Origin of the sequence: Catenulispora rubra, assembly GCF_015356825.1 — a bacterium.
Taxonomy (GTDB): domain Bacteria; phylum Actinomycetota; class Actinomycetes; order Streptomycetales; family Catenulisporaceae; genus Catenulispora; species Catenulispora rubra.
The window spans coordinates 198,971-215,060 of the sequence record NZ_JAACYW010000001.1 but is presented as its reverse complement, the minus strand read 5'-3'; the positions used below and the strand labels follow the sequence as shown (position 1 = coordinate 215,060).

At 67.3% G+C, this 16,090-nt stretch carries 15 protein-coding genes; 11 read left to right on the top strand and 4 right to left on the bottom strand.

Translation table 11 applies throughout. From position 1 onward, the window contains the following. Positions 1 to 57 precede the first annotated feature (57 nt). The 7 genes from GWK61_RS00980 to GWK61_RS00950 all read left to right on the top strand — a co-directional run bounded on the left by GWK61_RS00980 (position 58) and on the right by GWK61_RS00950 (position 8,558). A complete protein-coding gene (locus GWK61_RS00980) occupies positions 58 to 1,527 on the top strand; it encodes an aminobutyraldehyde dehydrogenase (RefSeq protein ID WP_194903857.1) in 1,470 nt (489 codons plus the stop codon). Between the two features lie 219 nt (positions 1,528 to 1,746). Then, the gene (locus GWK61_RS00975) at positions 1,747 to 3,114 is read left to right on the top strand and encodes an APC family permease (protein ID WP_194903855.1); all 1,368 of its coding nucleotides are present in this window, start codon (positions 1,747 to 1,749) and stop codon (positions 3,112 to 3,114) included. 68 nt (positions 3,115 to 3,182) lie between these two features. After that, the gene (locus tag GWK61_RS00970; protein WP_194903853.1) at positions 3,183 to 3,749 is read left to right on the top strand and encodes a TetR/AcrR family transcriptional regulator; all 567 of its coding nucleotides are present in this window, start codon (positions 3,183 to 3,185) and stop codon (positions 3,747 to 3,749) included. Continuing rightward, positions 3,746 to 4,276, top strand: a complete 531-nt coding sequence (locus GWK61_RS00965) for a TetR/AcrR family transcriptional regulator (protein WP_194903852.1) — start codon at positions 3,746 to 3,748, stop codon at positions 4,274 to 4,276. Before GWK61_RS00970 ends, GWK61_RS00965 begins: the two co-directional genes overlap by 4 nt. Before the next feature lie 289 nt (positions 4,277 to 4,565). Beyond that, positions 4,566 to 5,813 carry a flavin monoamine oxidase family protein gene (locus GWK61_RS00960; RefSeq protein WP_194903851.1) on the top strand — a complete coding sequence of 416 codons (1,248 nt, stop codon included), beginning with the start codon at positions 4,566 to 4,568 and terminating at the stop codon, positions 5,811 to 5,813. Positions 5,814 to 5,854: 41 nt separating this feature from the next. Further along, the gene (locus GWK61_RS00955) at positions 5,855 to 7,126 is read left to right on the top strand and encodes a flavin monoamine oxidase family protein (protein WP_194903850.1); all 1,272 of its coding nucleotides are present in this window, start codon (positions 5,855 to 5,857) and stop codon (positions 7,124 to 7,126) included. A 172-nt stretch (positions 7,127 to 7,298) separates the two neighbouring features. Continuing rightward, positions 7,299 to 8,558, top strand: a complete 1,260-nt coding sequence (locus GWK61_RS00950) for an amidohydrolase family protein (RefSeq protein ID WP_194903849.1) — start codon at positions 7,299 to 7,301, stop codon at positions 8,556 to 8,558. A 31-nt stretch (positions 8,559 to 8,589) separates the two neighbouring features. On the opposite strand, the gene GWK61_RS00945 is transcribed toward GWK61_RS00950, so the two are convergent. Next, entirely contained in the window at positions 8,590 to 8,760 is a 171-nt protein-coding gene (locus GWK61_RS00945; RefSeq protein ID WP_194903848.1) for a hypothetical protein, read from the bottom strand. A 135-nt stretch (positions 8,761 to 8,895) separates the two neighbouring features. Then, the gene (locus tag GWK61_RS00940) at positions 8,896 to 9,561 is read right to left on the bottom strand and encodes a helix-turn-helix domain-containing protein (RefSeq protein WP_228561522.1); all 666 of its coding nucleotides are present in this window, start codon (positions 9,559 to 9,561) and stop codon (positions 8,896 to 8,898) included. A 107-nt stretch (positions 9,562 to 9,668) separates the two neighbouring features. On the opposite strand from GWK61_RS00940, the gene GWK61_RS00935 reads away from it, so the two are divergent. Continuing rightward, positions 9,669 to 10,592, top strand: a complete 924-nt coding sequence (locus GWK61_RS00935) for an oxidoreductase (protein WP_194903987.1) — start codon at positions 9,669 to 9,671, stop codon at positions 10,590 to 10,592. On the opposite strand, the gene GWK61_RS00930 is transcribed toward GWK61_RS00935, so the two are convergent. Both GWK61_RS00930 and GWK61_RS00925 read right to left on the bottom strand, forming a co-directional pair. Next, a complete protein-coding gene (locus GWK61_RS00930; RefSeq protein WP_194903846.1) occupies positions 10,586 to 11,356 on the bottom strand; it encodes an SDR family NAD(P)-dependent oxidoreductase in 771 nt (256 codons plus the stop codon). The genes GWK61_RS00935 and GWK61_RS00930 overlap by 7 nt on opposite strands. Before the next feature lie 3 nt (positions 11,357 to 11,359). Next, positions 11,360 to 12,892 carry an acyl-CoA synthetase gene (locus GWK61_RS00925; RefSeq protein WP_194903845.1) on the bottom strand — a complete coding sequence of 511 codons (1,533 nt, stop codon included), beginning with the start codon at positions 12,890 to 12,892 and terminating at the stop codon, positions 11,360 to 11,362. A gap of 154 nt (positions 12,893 to 13,046) precedes the next feature. On the opposite strand from GWK61_RS00925, the gene GWK61_RS00920 reads away from it, so the two are divergent. From GWK61_RS00920 to GWK61_RS00910, 3 genes are read left to right on the top strand one after another with little or no spacing between them, the layout of a single operon-like run. Next, positions 13,047 to 13,832 (top strand): enoyl-CoA hydratase/isomerase family protein, encoded by a 786-nt coding sequence (locus GWK61_RS00920; protein WP_194903844.1) that lies wholly within the window; start codon positions 13,047 to 13,049, stop codon positions 13,830 to 13,832. Between the two features lie 42 nt (positions 13,833 to 13,874). Further along, positions 13,875 to 14,933 carry a 2,3-butanediol dehydrogenase gene (locus GWK61_RS00915; RefSeq protein WP_194903843.1) on the top strand — a complete coding sequence of 353 codons (1,059 nt, stop codon included), beginning with the start codon at positions 13,875 to 13,877 and terminating at the stop codon, positions 14,931 to 14,933. A 1-nt stretch (position 14,934) separates the two neighbouring features. Next, on the top strand, positions 14,935 to 16,089 hold the full coding sequence (locus GWK61_RS00910) for an acyl-CoA dehydrogenase family protein (protein ID WP_194903842.1): 1,155 nt from the start codon (positions 14,935 to 14,937) through the stop codon (positions 16,087 to 16,089). The last annotated feature ends 1 nt before the right edge of the window (position 16,090 follow it).

The following is a 16,090-nucleotide window of genomic DNA, read 5'->3' as shown; positions in this document are numbered from 1 at the left end:
CGTACGGTACGGTGACGAAGAAGAGCGGTACTGAAGAGCCATCAGTAAGGGGATCCCATGCCAAGGCAGATCGAGAACTTCATCGACGGGAAGTCCCGTCCGGCTGCGGGCGGGCTTTGGCTTGACCTCGTGGACCCGGCCACAGAGCAGGTATCGGGCCGTGCGGCCTTGTCGCGGACAGAGGATGTCGCCCTGGCGTATGCCTCGAGCGCTGAAGCGGCGAAGGAGTGGAACCGGACGACGCCGGGGGAGCGCTCGCACCTGCTCGCGCAGCTGGCGGAGGCCATCGATGCGCGTTCTGACGATTTCGTGGAAGCCGAGAGCGCGGACACGGGCAAGCCCAGAAGCACGCTCAAGGAGTTCGAGATCGACACCGCGGTCGAGGATCTGCGCTTCTTCGCCGGCGCGGCCCGCAGCCTGGAGGGTCGGGCATCGGGGGAGTACATGAGGGGACATACCTCGGTGATCCGGCGTGAGCCCATCGGGGTCGTCGGACAGATCGCTCCGTGGAACTTCCCGCTGGTCATGGCCGCGTGGAAGATCGGACCGGCGCTCGCCGCGGGCAACACCACCGTCTTCAAGCCGTCGGAGACGACACCATCGAGCGCCGTACTGCTCGCAGAGATCGCTTCGGAAATCCTGGGGCCGGGGGTTCTCAACGTGATCACCGGGGACCGCGAAACCGGCCAAGCGCTCGTCGACAGTCCGGTGCCCGGGATGGTGTCTCTGACCGGCTCGGTGCGCGCCGGCCGCCAAGTCGCCGAGGCCGCGGGGGCGCGGCTGACCAGGCTGCACCTGGAGCTCGGCGGCAAGGCGCCGGCAGTCATCGCGGCCGACGCGGACGTCGAGGCCGTCGCAGGTGCTCTGGCGCTGGCCTGCTTCTTCAATGCCGGGCAGGACTGTACGGCCGCGACCAGGCTCATCGTCCACCAGGACCGCTACGACGAGTTCGTCGAGGCACTGGTTACGGAGGCGAACCGGATGCGCGTGGGCGGTCCGTTCGAGGAGGGCGTCTTCTACGGGCCCCTCAACAGCCTGGGCCAGTTGCGCATAGTCGAGGGGTTCCTTTCCCGGCTCCCGGATCACGCCCGAGTGCTGGTCGGAGGAAAGCGGCTCGACCGTGCCGGCTACTTCTTCCCACCCACGCTCGTCGCGGACGTCCGTCAAGACGACGAGATCGTGCAGAACGAGGTCTTCGGGCCGGTGGTCACGCTGCAGCGGTACTCGACCGACGACGAGGCGCTGGCGCTGGCGAACGGGACCGAGTACGGGCTGGCCGCCTCGATCTGGACCAACGACCTGCGTCGTGCCGCGCACTTCAGCCGGGAGATGCAGGCTGGTTGCGTCTGGGTGAACTGCCACCTGCCGCTCGTCCCGGAGATGCCCCAGGGTGGCTACAAGCAGTCGGGATACGGCAAGGACTTGTCCGCGTACGCGGTCGAGGAGTACACGCGGATCAAGCATGTCATGACCTTCACGGAGAACGAGTTCGTGCGGCTTGGAGACGACGGGCTGGTCGTCTCCTGACGTTTCCGGGACTTTACGTCTGTCTCGCCGGTGGCTCCACCGCGACGCAGTGGGGCCACGCGCAGGTCAGAAGGGTGCGGCACCCTCTATTCAGATGAACCGTACGTACGGTACGGTTCCAGTCCTCGGGCCGACCAGCGGTCCGATCACGGTATGTGAGGGAACGCCATGGCATCTATAGAGGAGGCGTCAGCCGACGTCGGCGTTACAGAAGCTCCAATGGCGAAGATGAGCCCCTTGCGGGCGATCGCCATGGGCGTCGTCAGTATGCAGTACGGACCAGCCCTGTCGGTCTACGGCGCTTACGTGATGATCTACTCGCCGAAGACCCCGGGACTGACCATCCTGATCACGGTCGTGCTGATGCTCGGGGTGGCGAAGGTCATCACCTTCTTCGCCCACCGTCACGTCGGCAGCGGCGGCATCCTGACCTACATCGCCAGGGATTCCGGCCGGCGGACGCCTGCCTACCTGGCGACCGCGGGCCTGTTCAGCGGCTATGTGGCCGTGCTGGGGTCCACGGTGACCGCGACCAGCGTGTTCGTCACCGGCGTCCTGTACAACCTCGGTGTCAAAGGGGCCGCCGGCGAGCACTGGCAGCTGGTGATACTCGTCCTCATCGCGGTCTGTACGACTGCGGTGTGCCATCGGGGGCTGGAGGCGTCCTTCTGGGTGGCGGCCACTCTGGGGCTCGCGTGCGTCCCGGTGGTCGTCTGGGTGATGATCCAGTACAGCGTGAAGCACGGCGTGCATTTCGCTCCTCTGTACAGCCTCTCAGGGTTCGACCTCACGTCCACGCTGTTGGGTGTGGTGTTCCTGTCGTCTGCGTTCATCGGATTCGACGCCCTCGCGACGCTGGCCTCCGATACTGAGGAGCCGCGCAGGAACGTGCCGCGGATTCTCAACGCCGTCGTTCTGGCCGGAGTCCCGGTCCTTGTCCTGAGCCTTCTGGTCGAGTCGCCGATCGCGAACACCGACGCGTTCGCCGCCGGTGACACCGTCTCCTCGATCATGGCCAAGCAGGGCGGTGTGGGGTGGATGGCTATTCCCGTCGACGTGCTCATCAGTGCCAGCATGATCGCGGCGGCAGTCGCCTTCCAGAGTTTCGCCGGCCGCTTCTTCGCCACCATGGGCTCCGTCGGCCTCCTGCCGCGTGGCCTCAGCGTCGTGGACCCCCAGCGGGGGACTCCGAAACGAGCGAATCTCGTGGCCGGCGCGTTGTCCCTGGCCATTCCGGTCGCCACAGCGATGCTTCTCCACGGCAGCCCGGCAGACGCCACCGTCTACCTGGGCGCGGCGATCGGCTACTCATGGGGCTACGCCTACATCGTCGTCGCCCTGGTCGCGGTGGTGGTCGTGGCGCGGCGGGCGAGAAATCACTGGCCGGTCGCGGTCGCCGGGGCCTTGGCCGCCGCGGGCTTCATCGCCTTCGAAGCGAATGGCCTGCGCGACGGCTTCAAGACCGCCGATTCGACTCAATCGTGGATCTGTGCCGGTGCCGTCGTGCTGCTGGCAGCCGGCTTCCTGCTGGTCCGCAAGATACGGGGTACCGAGATCGATCTGACGGCCATCGATGACGTCGAGTAGACCTCCCGGCGTGGCCGGGGAGGTGGGAGCGACGAACGTCGGGCCGGGGAAGTTGGTAGCCTGACTTGGTGAAGGCGACAGACGCGGCCGACGGGGGTTCCCGGCAGCTCATTATCCGAGCCGCGCTCGTTGTTGCGCTCCGAGAGAGTCCGGCGGCCGTCACGGTCGACGCCGTGATGAAGGAGACGGGGCTCAGCCGTGGCGGTGTGACCCACCACTTCCCCTCGCAGCAAGCCCTCCTCAAGGAGGTCCTCGCCGCCAGCTTGCGCCGGTACGCGAAGCAGTTGGGTGCGGACGACCCCGCGCCGACTGAGAGCGCCAGGACCGCCGCTTACGTGTCGGCGACGTTGGACGCCGACAGTCTCGACAGGGTCGCACTGATGCTCGGTCTGGCCGAGGCGCCGGCGCTGCTCGATGAGTGGATCGCGCTGTATCGCCGGCTGGACGACATCGAGCGGCAATCGGATCAGTCGCCGACGGACGCCTATCTGCGCCGGCTCGCCGCCGACGGGTTGTGGTGGACGCGCATGACGGATCCCGAGAGGTTCACGCCAGAACAGTTCGAAGCGCTGCTTCGAGGCGTGCTGAGCTGGACGCCCAGTCTTGACGCCCGGGCTGAAGGAGTCCGGGCGTGAAGGCCAAGCAGCGAATCCTCGACGCGGTGCCGGCCATCGCGACCACCAAAGGCCTCTCGCACGTGACCTTCGCGGCCATCAAGGAGGAGTCAGGGGTCAGCAAGAGCGGCATCCTGTATCACTTCGGGTCCAAGTCCGAAATCGTCCAGGCGCTCGTCGATCTGATGGTCGAGAACGGTTCGGCCGTCGAGGCGATCGGTGACGACCCGAGCCTGGTGCGGCAGCGGGACCTCGCCTACGCGCGCTGCAACTTCGACCCGGCATACTCGGCCATCCCGCTGCCGTGGGCGTTGGCCATCACGACGGCGCCGGAACTGACCGAAGAGCTGTCGGATCAGGCTCGCAGGATCGACGCGCTTGAAGCAGATTTGCCGCAGGACGAGTGGGTTCCGACCATGCTGACGCGGCTGGCACTGGACGGCCTGTCCTGGAGCGACCTCATCGACAAGGAACGCTTCACGCCTGAAGAGCGCGACGAGTTGTTCACGGCGCTCGTCGGCTGCCCGGAGGAGCAGGTCCACCCTTAGGGGGTGGTTGAGTCCCACGCACTCTCAGGCCAAGGGGTACCGGGCGAGACCGTCGCGGGGCCGGTAGCCGAGCCAGCGTCCACGCGACCGCCGATGCCATCGCGTGCCTGGTGGCGCGTCAATATCAGAATCCCTGTGCCGCGAAAAGCAGGTACATCCATGTCATCTGTGGATGAAGCGCCCTCAAAACTGTACCGTACGTATGGTACAGTCTCGCCGAAGTTTTGAATCCTCCGACGTCACTGGCCCGGCATGGTGCAGGCGCCTGATCGAGCAGGGAGAAGACCGCATGTCCTCACCACAAACCGACGCCGACGTCGTTGTCATCGGAGCGGGGCTCAGCGGCCTGGTGGCCGCTCGTGACCTGAGTGCTTCCGGGCGGACGGTTCTTGTTCTCGAGGCGTCACAGCAGCCCGGCGGGCGGACGTTCGCCGATGAGCTTCCCGGGCTCGGCGTCCGGGTCGAAATGGGCGGGACATGGATCCTTGAGGACGATGAGCCCGCGATCACGGCCGAACTGCAGCGATATGGCTTGGAGCTTGAGTACTCGCCCGAGCCGGAGCGGTTCGTCTTTCGCCACCAGGGCCGGCTTTCCGATGCCTCTTCGCCGTCGCCGAGCCGACAGCGCGAGCTCGCCGCGGCGATCAGCGAGGCCGTGAGCGTCGAGGGCAGCGAACCGACGGTGCAGGATGTGCTCGACGGCCTGGAATCCGACGACGAACTTCGGACTTGGATTCGAGCCTGGACGAACTTCGTGTGCGGCGCGCCGCCCGAGAAGGTGCCGGCCGCCGTGTTCAGGGACGTGCCTGCTGAATACCTGGGTGCCATGGACATGTACAGCGCCAAGCTCCACGCGACCACGGATGCTCTGATCGCAGCCCTGATCGCGGACGCTGGAGTCGAGCCGCAGCTGGGCGAGCCGGTCCTTGCGATCGATCGTCGCGGTGACCGTGTTGAGATCCAGACGAGCCGTCGGACTGTAACCGCGGCCGCCGTGCTCTTGGCCGTTCCCGTCAACACGTGGTCCGAGATTCGCGTGACGCCTGCGTTCGACGGTCAGAAGAAGGAAGTGATCGAGACAGGGCACTGCGGCCGATCGACCAAGGTGTGGATCGTCGCGACAGGGCTGGAGACGGCGGTGAGAGCAGTCGACCCCGACGGCGGCTTCTCGTATCTGCGCACCGACCGCGTCCTGCCGGACGGCCGATCCGTACTCGTCGGCTTCACGTGCGAGGACGAGCTCGCACAGGTCACGACCACAGCGGTGCAAGTGCTGGTTGACCGTGTCCTTCCGGAGTTCACCGTGGACGCTGTGCACAGCTTCGACTTCAACGAGAGCCCCTTCTTCAAGGGCGCATGGGCCAGCTATACCGAGGACATCAGCCCCACTCGCTACGCGGTTGCTGAGCCGCCGCTCTTTTTCGCCGGCGCCGACATCGCAGAGAACTTCGGCACGATCGAGGGCGCCGTCGTCAGCGGTGCTCAGGCTGCAGAGGACATCGACCACCACCTCACGCAGCGCGAATCCGCTCGCTGACCTATTTCGATGACGACGATGACGACAAGGACGTGGATGGCATGAAGGAACCCCATAAGACCTCAGTCTTGGTCATCGGCGCAGGCGTAGCGGGTTTGACCGCCGCTCGCGACCTCCGCGAGGAAGGCGTCGGCGTCGTCGTGCTCGAAGCCCGCGACCGCGTTGGCGGTCGGATCCACACGCGCAAGGACCTGGCCCCAGACCCTGTGGAGCTCGGGGCCGAGTTCGTCCACAACGCCACGAACCCGGTCTGGAGCGAACTCGAGTCGATGGGGCTCGCCAAGGGCGCCTACCGGGTGGAACCGCCCGGCGGGCACGGGGTCTATCCTCTCGACCCTCGGTGGGAGGTGCTCCTCAAGGCCGGGGCACAACTCACCCGCGACATCAACGTGGCCGACTTCGTGCGTGACGTCGAGGACGCCAACCCGCACCTCGGTAGTTTTGCCGACCTGCTGTGGTTCTTCGAGTCCAGGGAGAGCCTGGACAGCACGAGTGCGTTGCACCTGATCCTCGAGATCCAGGCCAACCAGCAGGGCGGCGAGTTCATGGGGGAGAACGACTACAAGATGCCGCAGGGTTGGAGCCCCTTCGTCGAGGCTCTGACCCACGATCTCGACATCCGTCTCGGCCACCCGGTCGACCTCATCGACTGGCGCGGCGAACAGGTCACGGTCCGAACGCGGGTGGACGGGCACTCACGGTACTTCATTGCGGACAAGGTCGTGGTGACGCTGCCCTTGGGCGTGCTGCAAGCGAACTCGGTGACGTTCCTTCCCGAGCTTCCTGAGTCGAAGCTATCGGCGGTCCATCAGTTGTCGAACGTCGACGTCGTCAAGACGATGTTCGTCTTCCCCGCGGACGTGTGGGGCGACAACCCACAGATGATCGATGCTGATGACGGCTCGAACGACAACGGATGGCTCTGCAACGCAGGCTCTGCCTATGGCGGCTCCGTCGTGGGCGTTTGGGCAGACAGCGACTTTGCCCGAGAGCTGTTGTGCATGGAGCACGACGAGATGGTCGCTCGGCTCAAAGCCGGTCTGCGAAAGATCTTGAAAGACCGCTACGTCGAGCCGACGTCCGTTGTCGCGCACTTGTGGGCAGCCGATCCCTACGCGCGGGGCGCATACAGCCACACCCCTCCGGGAGCCGCACTGGATGTCCGGGAGCGCTTGGCTGACGAGGTCGACGGCAAGCTCTACTGGGCAGGCGAGGCGACCGCCACCTTCCGGGCACGTACGGTCCAGGGCGCGTATCTGAGCGGCCGGCGCGCGGCGCACCAGATCGTCAGGGCTTCCGTACCGGTGAGCTGAGCTGACACACGCGTCGTGAAAATCCGGTCGCGAGCTCTGTCGTTCTCCAAGGCTGTCGGGTATCTTCACGTGTAGCGAGAGTGTCATTCTCCTTGGTTGAGATTGAAAATCTCGCCTCGTGGCTGGGGCCGCACGTACGACCCCTGTGTTCCTAATGCACCGAGGAGTCCTGATGAACCTTGACGACATGATCCTTGTCAGCATCGACGACCACGTGGTCGAACCGGCCGACATGTTCCAGCTGCACATGCCCGGGAAGTACGCCGAGTACGTGCCCAAGCTGATCACCAACGACCAGGGCATGGATCAGTGGGTCTATCGCGACAAGCCGGTCGGGGTCACCGGCTTGAACGCCGTCGTCGGGTGGCCGAAGGAGGAGTGGGACAAGAACCCGACCCGCTACGCGGAGATGCGTCCTGGTGTCTACGACATCCACGACCGGGTCCGCGACATGAACGTCAACGGCATCCTCGCCTCGATGTGCTTTCCGACGTTCGCCGGTTTCAGCGCCGGGGCGCTGAACCGGGTCAAGGACGAGATCACCGTCGCGATCATCTCGGCCTACAACGACTGGCACATCGACGAGTGGTGTGCGACGTACCCGGGCCGCTTCATCCCGAACGCGCTGCTGCCGCTGTGGGATACCGACGTGACCGTAGCGGAGATCAACCGGGCCGCGGCCAAGGGCTTCCGCGCGGTCACGATGCCTGAGCTGCCGCACATCGACGGGCTTCCCAGCTATCACGACGGAGACTACTGGGCGCCGGTGTTCTCGGCGCTGGCCGAGACCGGCCTGGTGATGAACCTGCACATCGGTCAGGGCTTCGGTGTGCTCAAGATGGCCTCGGACGCGCCGATCGACAACCTCATGTGCCTGGCGCCGACCGTCTCCCAGGTCGCCGTCCAGGACCTGCTGTGGGGCCCCGCCTTCCGGAACCACCCCGGCCTGAAGGTGGCGCTGTCCGAGGGCGGGGTGGGCTGGATCCCCTTCTACCTGGACCGCTCCGACCGGCACTACACCAACCAGAAGTGGCTGCGCCGCGACTTCGGCGGCCGGCTGCCCAGCGACGTCTTCCGCGAGCACGTGATGGCCTGCTACGTCACCGACCCGACCTCGCTGAAGCTGCGCCACGAGATCGGCATCGACAACATCGCCTGGGAGTGCGACTTCCCGCACTCGGACTCGATCTGGCCGAACGCCCCGGAGTTCGTGCTGGCCGAGCTGGAGTCCGCGGGGGCCGACGACGCCGACATCGACAAGATCACCTGGCAGAACGCCTGCCGGTTCCTCAACTGGGAGCCGTTCGCGGTGACTCCTCGGGAGGAGGCGACGGTGGGGGCGCTGCGGGCTCAGGCCACTGATGTCGATCTCACCATTCGTTCTCGCAAGGAATGGGCCGAGCTTTACGAGCAGCGGGAACGAGTGGCCTGATGACCTCGCTGAAGACCGGGCCGGGTGGCTGTCAGAGCTGCCCGGCGAGCAGCCGGTCGGCGTGATCGGTGGTCAGGACCCAGATCATGCGGATGTTGAAGAAAGTGTCGGGCGATTGCAGCCACGACGTCGGATCGGCCAGTACGGCGTTGATTTGGCTGCGGCTGAGCTGAGGCGCTGGGCGGAGACCGGAAACCACCATGTTCGGAACCGCCGGACCCACGAGCAGATGCGAGCTCTGGTCCCGCAGTTCGCCTCGCCGGCCGCCGACCTGATCGATCGCGATCTCATCGAAATCCGCGAGCCGCTCGACTGCGGCTGGGACGGCGCCCTTCAGTCATCCACCCAGACCGAGCTCGCCGGCACGAACCCCGGCCTGGAATCGGGACTCGGCCTCCAGCAGCCGCATCATCTCCGCCACGCGCCGCCGATACGTCCTCAGCGACAGCCCCATCCGGCGGGCCGCCGCCTCGTCGGTGAGTCCGGTCGTCAGCATGCGGAGCAGGGCCTTGCCGTCGGCGTCGATCACAGGGAGGTCTTGGCCGAGGTAGTCCTCCAGGTCGATGGCGCCCTCCCAGGCCGCGTCGAACATCGAGTACACGGCGTCGATGAGCGCTGTCGACGTCGTAGCCGTGAATTCGCGCTCGCCTCGGACGGTCGGGCCGGCCAGGATCATCGCCTTTCGGTCGCTGATGATCGTCTCGTGCGGGAGGTCGGCGGCGCAGATCCGCACCTGCGCTCCGTAGGCCCGGAGCTCGAGCAGATGCAGACGTTGTTCCTCGGAGGCGAGCGCGGTGGTGCTGTAGAGCTTGCGGACGGCCAGGCCGCCTTCCATCATCGACCGCATCTGGTCCGCCGCCGCCGGCCGTGCCGCACGGCGGGACCAGGTGTTCAGGTTCGTCGCGGCGCAGACGAACTCGTTCTCGGGTTCGGTGAACAGGTGGCCGACGCGTGCGGCTAGTTCCTGTTCACTGTGGAGGGTGATGGTCGTTTCGGCGGGCACAGGTCTCAGTTTCCGCGTCGGGCTTCGCGTCGGCAACATTGGCCACTTGCTGCCATGCGCTCGTTCGCGCGAACGGTCTTGGCAAAGCTTGAGGCATGACGGAGAACATGGTGAACGCGGCTGACACACCGAACACGACGACTGAGAACACCGATATTCCGACCTTCGCCCTCGGCGGCGACCTCGACGTCCGACGCGTCGGATTCGGGGCGATGCGCTTGGCCGCGGGCACGTTCGGCGGCCCGGCCCGGGACCCGGAGGACGGAATGGCGGTCCTGCGGCGTGCTGTGGAGCTCGGTGTGAACCACATCGACACCGCAGGCTTCTACGGCGTCGGCGAGGTCCGCGCCAACTCCATGATCCGTGAGGCGCTGACTCCCTACCAGGATGATCTCGTGATTGCGACGAAGGTCGGACCGATGGTGGACGACTCCGGCGTCCCCCGCTTCGAGGCGGCGCCCGACCAGCTGCGCGGCCTGGTCGAGGCTGAACTCCGCGCTCTCGCCCTGGAACGGCTCGATCTGGTCTACCTGCGAGTCGGTGGCACAGCGGGCCCGGGCGGCGCACCGGTGGCCGAGCGTTTCGCCGTGCTGGCCGCCCTGCAGCAGGAAGGCTTGATCCGTCACCTCGGCGTCAGCAACGTCGACCTCGAACAGTTCGAGGAAGCCCGGACGGTCGCCCCGATCGCCGCCGTCCAGAACCACTTCCACGTGCAGCACCAGGTTGCTGCCACGCTGCTCGGCCGATGCGCCGAGCTGGGGATTGCCTTCGTCCCCTACTTCCCGATCGGCGGTGGATTCCAGCCGCTCGACTCTCCCGGAGTCCTGAAGGTCGCGGCGCGCCTGGACGCGACGCCGGCCCAGGTGGCTCAAGCCTGGCTGCTCGCGATCTCCCCGAACATGCTGCTGATCCCGGGTACCGGGTCGCTGGAGCACTTGGAGGAGAACGTCGCAGCCGGTGCGCTGCGGCTGTCGGCCGAGGACTTCGCTGATCTCGCGGACGATTCCACGCGCGACGCCACAGCTCACTGAGCAGTCCAGCCGCCGTCCACGGTGAGCGTGGTCCCGGTGACGAACCGGGAAGCGTCCGAGGCCAGGAACACCGCGGCTCCGCCGAGCTCCTCGGCGGAGCCCACTCGGCCCATCGGTGTGCTGCGCACGATCCGCTCGCCCCACCGGCTGGCCAGCAGTCCGGAGCTGAGGTCGGTGTGGAAGTAGCCGGGCGCGAGGGCGTTGACGCGCACCCCGCGGTCGGCCCATTCGACCGCGAGCGTCTTGGTGAGTGCCTCGACGCCGCCTTTGCTGGCCGCGTAGGCGGCGATCCGATCGAACCCTGCTCTGGCGTGGACCGACGAGACGTTCACGATCGAGCCGGAACGCTGCTCCAGCATCACTTTGCTGGCCTCGCGACAGCAGTAGAAGGTGCCTTGCAGGTTGACGTCGAGGACTCGCAGCCAGTCGTCGTCGGTGACCAGCTCACTGCGGGTGAAGTGGGGACTGATGCCGGCGCAGTTGACCAGGGCGTCAAGCCGGCCGGTCCGCTCGGCGATCTGCTCGACCATGGCGCGCACCGCGGTCGAGTCGGCGACCGATCCGGGCAGCGTCAGTACTTTGCCGCCAAGGCCGGCGAGCTCCGATTCGAGATCTTCGAGGTCCGACACCGTTCGTGCCGTGACCGCCATGGTCGCCCCGGCTTGGCACAGGGCGACGGCGATCGCGCGACCCAGACCCTTTCCGGCTCCGGTCACCCACGCGGTCTTGTTGTCCAGGCGCAGTTCGTCGTTCACATCGGACATGGCTCAGTCCGCCGTCGGGATGTCGCGCAGGTGCCGCTTGAGGACCTTGCCCGAGGGAGTGCGGGGCAGCTCGCCGATGAAGTCGAAGCGGGCCGGCACCTTGAACTTGGCCAGGCGTGCCAGACAGAACTCTCGCAGCTCTTCGGTCTCCGCGCCTGATCCCGGGCGGAACACCACGAAGGCTCGGGGGACCTCGCCCCAGCGAGGGTGCGGCAGGCCGATGACGGCGGCCTCAAGGACTGCGGGGTGCTCGTAGAGGACTCGCTCGATTTCGGGAGTAGCGATGTTCTCGCCCCCCGAGATGATCATGTCCTTCTTCCGGTCGTCGATGTACAGGTAACCGTCCTCGTCGACGTGGCCGATGTCGCCGGTGTGGAACCAGCCGTCGCGGATGGCTGCCGAAGTGGCCTCCTCGTCGCGCCAGTACCCTGCGAAGACCTTCGGGCCGCGCAGCGTGATCTCGCCGAGCTCGCCCGCCGGGGCCTCCTCGCCTGCCTCGTCGACGATCCTGATCCGGGTGTGAGGAACCGGGCAGCCGACCGAGCCCAGTTTGGACAACGCGTGCTCGCGGTCGAGGAACGTGTCGCCCGAGACTGTCTCCGTCAGCCCGTACGCGTCGGCGAACCAGGCGTTGGGGAACGCGGTCATGATGCGGCGCAGCACCGGTTCGGGGGTCTTCTCGCCGCCACCCAGGATGACACGGACCGAGGTGCCGTCGAACTTCTCGCGGTCCGGGACTTCCAGGACCGCGTTGACCATGGCGGGCGGCAGCCACACGTTGGTGATGCCGTGGTCCTGGATCGCCTGGAGGGCGCCGGGCGCGTCGAACTTGCGTTGCAGGACCACTCTGCCGCCGGCGAAAAGGGTCGCCAGTGCCGGCATGTCCAGCCCGGCGACGTGATACAGCGGGCCGCAGACCAGGGTGGTGTCCGCCTCCGTGAGGCCGAACTGGACGATCAGGGCCAGGTTCTTGGCCTGCAGGTTCCCGTAGGTGATGCGCACGCCCTTGGGGCGCGAGGTGGTGCCGGAGGTGTACATCAGCCTCTGGAGGTCGTCGAGGTCGACGTCCACCGGTTCGACCCGGGCGCCCCGATGGCGGGCCAACAGGTCTTCGTAACCGGTCCACGGCTCTTCTAGAGTGGCGCCGCCCACCAGGATCCGGTGTTCGAGGTCGGGCAGGCCGCCGGCCAGCCGGTCCAGCGCGGGGACGAACTCCGGTTCGGTGACGATGGCCTTCACCTGGGCGTGGCCCAGGATGTACCGCCATTCCTCCTCGGACAGGCGGTAGTTCAGCGACAGGAAGACCGCGCCGAGCCGGTTGGCCGCGTAGACCACTTCCAGGAACTCCGGCTGGTTGTACAGGAGCAGACCGATGACATCGCCGCGCCGGATGTCCAGCTCGGCCAGACCGGCCGCCAGCTCGTTGACGCGCGTGTGCATGTCCCTGACCGTCAGGCGCCGTTCGCCCTGGACGACGGCCGCCGCGTCGGGCCGTTGCGTCAGGTGGTAATCGAGGATGCTCGCGAAATTATGCACAGGACTCTCCTGCTCAGAGGTGGTCTGTTGCCACCTCCTGCGATTTAGTGTACCCATTGGTCTATAAAACCGATGCGCCGAACTCTATGCCGGTGCGCAGTCCTCGACAACCCTTCGCACGCTCCCGATTCCGGGGTTTCCTCAGGGGGTTTCCGTGCCACGTATCCGCCTCGACACCGACGGCCCGGTCGTCACGGTCCGCCTCGACAACCCGCCGATGAACGCCTTCGACAGCGCGCAGCGAGATGAGCTCGCCGCTTGTGTAAGGGATCTGCGGGACGCACGCGGCGTCCGAGCCATGGTGCTCCACGGCGGCGACCGGCTGTTCGCAGCCGGGGCGGACATCAAGGCCCTGGCAGCCATGGACCCCGATGAGGCCAGAGGCTGGAACCGCGCGCTGCAGCGGACCTTCGACGACGTGGCACGGCTGCCGATGCCGGTGGTCGCGGCGGTCACCGGCTACGCGTTGGGCGGCGGCCTGGAGCTGGCCCTGTGTGCCGACTACCGGGTGCTCGCCGAAGACGCGATCCTCGGCCAGCCGGAAGTCCAGCTCGGCATCATGCCGGGCTCGGGCGGCACTCAGCGGCTCGCCCGGCTGATCGGTCCGTCCCGGGCGAAGAACCTGCTGATGACCGGCCGCCGGGTGGGCGCCGAGGAGGCACTGCGGCTCGGACTCGCGGACGAGGTGGTGCCCGCCGGATCGGCTTACGACGCCGCGCTCCGTTACGCCCGCAAGCTCGCAGAGGGGTCGTCGGCGGCGCTGGAAGCCATCAAAGAAGCGGTGGACCACGGTGCCGACATCGACATCTCCGCCGGGCTCGCCCTGGAACGAGCGCTGTTCGCAGGGGTCTTCGGCACACCGGACGCGGCCACCGGGATCCGCTCCTTCATCGAGCACGGCCCCGGCCACGCCCGTTTCGGCGGCACGGCTCAGGACTAGGCGCGCTCGAGATCTCGACGACGGAAGAAAGGGGCGGGGTGCGTGAAAGCACTGCGTTGGCACGGTGCGAGGGACCTCCGGCTGGAGGACGTGGCTGAGCCCCCGGAGCCGATGCCGCATGAGGCCGTGGTGGAGGTGTCCTGGTGCGGTGTGTGCGGTACGGATCTGCACGAGTTCCTCGAAGGCCCGCACATGATCCGCAGCGGTCCGCACCCGTTCACCGGGGCCAGCCCGCCGCTCGCCCTCGGCCACGAACTGAGCGGCACCGTCGTCGCACTCGGTGCGCCCGCGCCCGGGGTCGAGGTGGGCGACCGGGTGACTGCGGATCCGTGCTGGCGCTGCGGCGTGTGCTACTGGTGCACACGCGGCGAGTACCACCTGTGCCCCCAAGGCGGCTCCGTGGGGCTCGCTTCGCCCGGTGCCTTCGCCGAGCGCGTCACCGTTCCGCTGGCCGGGTTGACGCGGCTGCCGGACAACGTCGACGACGGGATGGCGGCCGTGGCCGAACCGCTGGCCGTCGGCCTGCACGCCGTGACCCGTGCCGGCCTGCGACCGGGCGACAACGTGCTCGTCCTCGGCGGCGGCCCGATCGGGGTCGCGGTGGTGCTCGCCGCGCGCCTGGCCGGCGTCGCAGGGCTCTACGTCAGCGAGCCCCTGGCCGGACGACGCGAGATGCTTCTGGGTCTCGGCGTCACCGAGGCCTTCGACCCGCGCGAGACCGACGTGCGCCGTGAGGTGTTCCTGCGGACCGGCCGTATCGGTCCGGACGCCGTTTTCGACGCGACCGGCGTGCCGGGACTCGCCTCGCAGGCGGTCGCCATCGTCCGCCGCGGCGGACGGGCTGTGCTCGCCGGCGTCGGTCACGGCAGCGTCGAGTTCGACATGGGGCAGCTCGTCTTCTACGAGCGCTCCGTGCTCGGCACGCTCGGCTACAACTTCGACATCCCCCGCGTGATCGACCTGATGAGCACCGGGCGCCTGGACGCCTCGGCGCTGATCACCGGGCGTTTCGAGCTCGCGGCCGGCGCCGCGGTCTTCGAGGACCTGGTCGCCGACCGGGCCCGGCACCTCAAAGTTCTGCTGACCCCGAAGGGACTGTGACATGGATTTCGACCTCCCCGAGGAGACCAGGGACCTGCAGGACGTCGTGCGCGAGTTCGCTGCGAAGGAGATCACCCCTTTTGCCGCGCAGTGGTCCGAGGACGAGCACTTCCCGGCCGAGGTCTTCACCAAGCTCGGCGGCCTCGGCCTGATGGGCATGCTCGTGCCCGAGGCGTACGGCGGCGCGGGCTCCGACACCGTCTCGTATGTCGCGGTGATGGAAGAACTCGGAGCGGCGGACCAATCTGTCGCTTCCTCCTGGAACGCACACTCCACCATCGCCTCACTGCCGTTGCTGGCCTACGGCACCGAGGAGCAGAAGCAGCGCTGGCTGGCGCCGCTGGCCCGGGGCGAGGCCATCGGGGCCTTCGGCCTGACCGAACCCCAGGCCGGCTCCGACGCGGCCGGCATCACGACGACCGCCAAGCGGGCGGACGGTGGCTGGGTGATCAACGGCACCAAGATGTTCATCACCAACGCCGGGACCGAGATCAGCCAGGGCGTCACGCTGCTGGCCGTGACCGGCTCGGGTGCGGACGGAGGGAAGCGGTACGCGACCTTCTACGTCCCCACGGGCACAGCCGGCTACTCCTGCGGCCGCAAGATCCGGAAGCTCGGCTGGCATGCCATGGACACCCGTGAGCTGGTCTTCGCGGACTGCTGGGTTCCGGACGACCATCTCATCGGTGAGGAGGGCAACGGGCTGCGGCAGTTCCTGTCGGTGCTCGACAAGGGGCGGATCAGCGTTGCCGCGCTGGCTCTGTCACTGGCCAAGGCATCGTTGGCGTTGGCGGTGAAGCACGCCAGGGAACGGCACCAGTTCGGTCGCCCGCTGACGGACTTCCAGGCGATCGGCCACAAGATCGCCGACATCGGCACCGAGTTCGAGGCCGCCCGCTGGATGGTCTACCGCGCTGCCTGGCTCGCTGATCAGGGCCGTCCGTACAGCACGGCGGCAGCCATGGCCAAGTTGTACGCCTCGGAGGCCGCCAATCGCGCGGCGTCCGAGGCGGTGCAGATCCACGGCGGCTACGGATACGTCCGGGAGTCCGAGATCTCCCGGTTCTACGCCGACGCCAAGATCCTCGAGATCGGCGAGGGGACCAACGAGATCCAGCGCAACGTCATCGCCCGCGCGCTGGTGAAGCAGCCGTGAC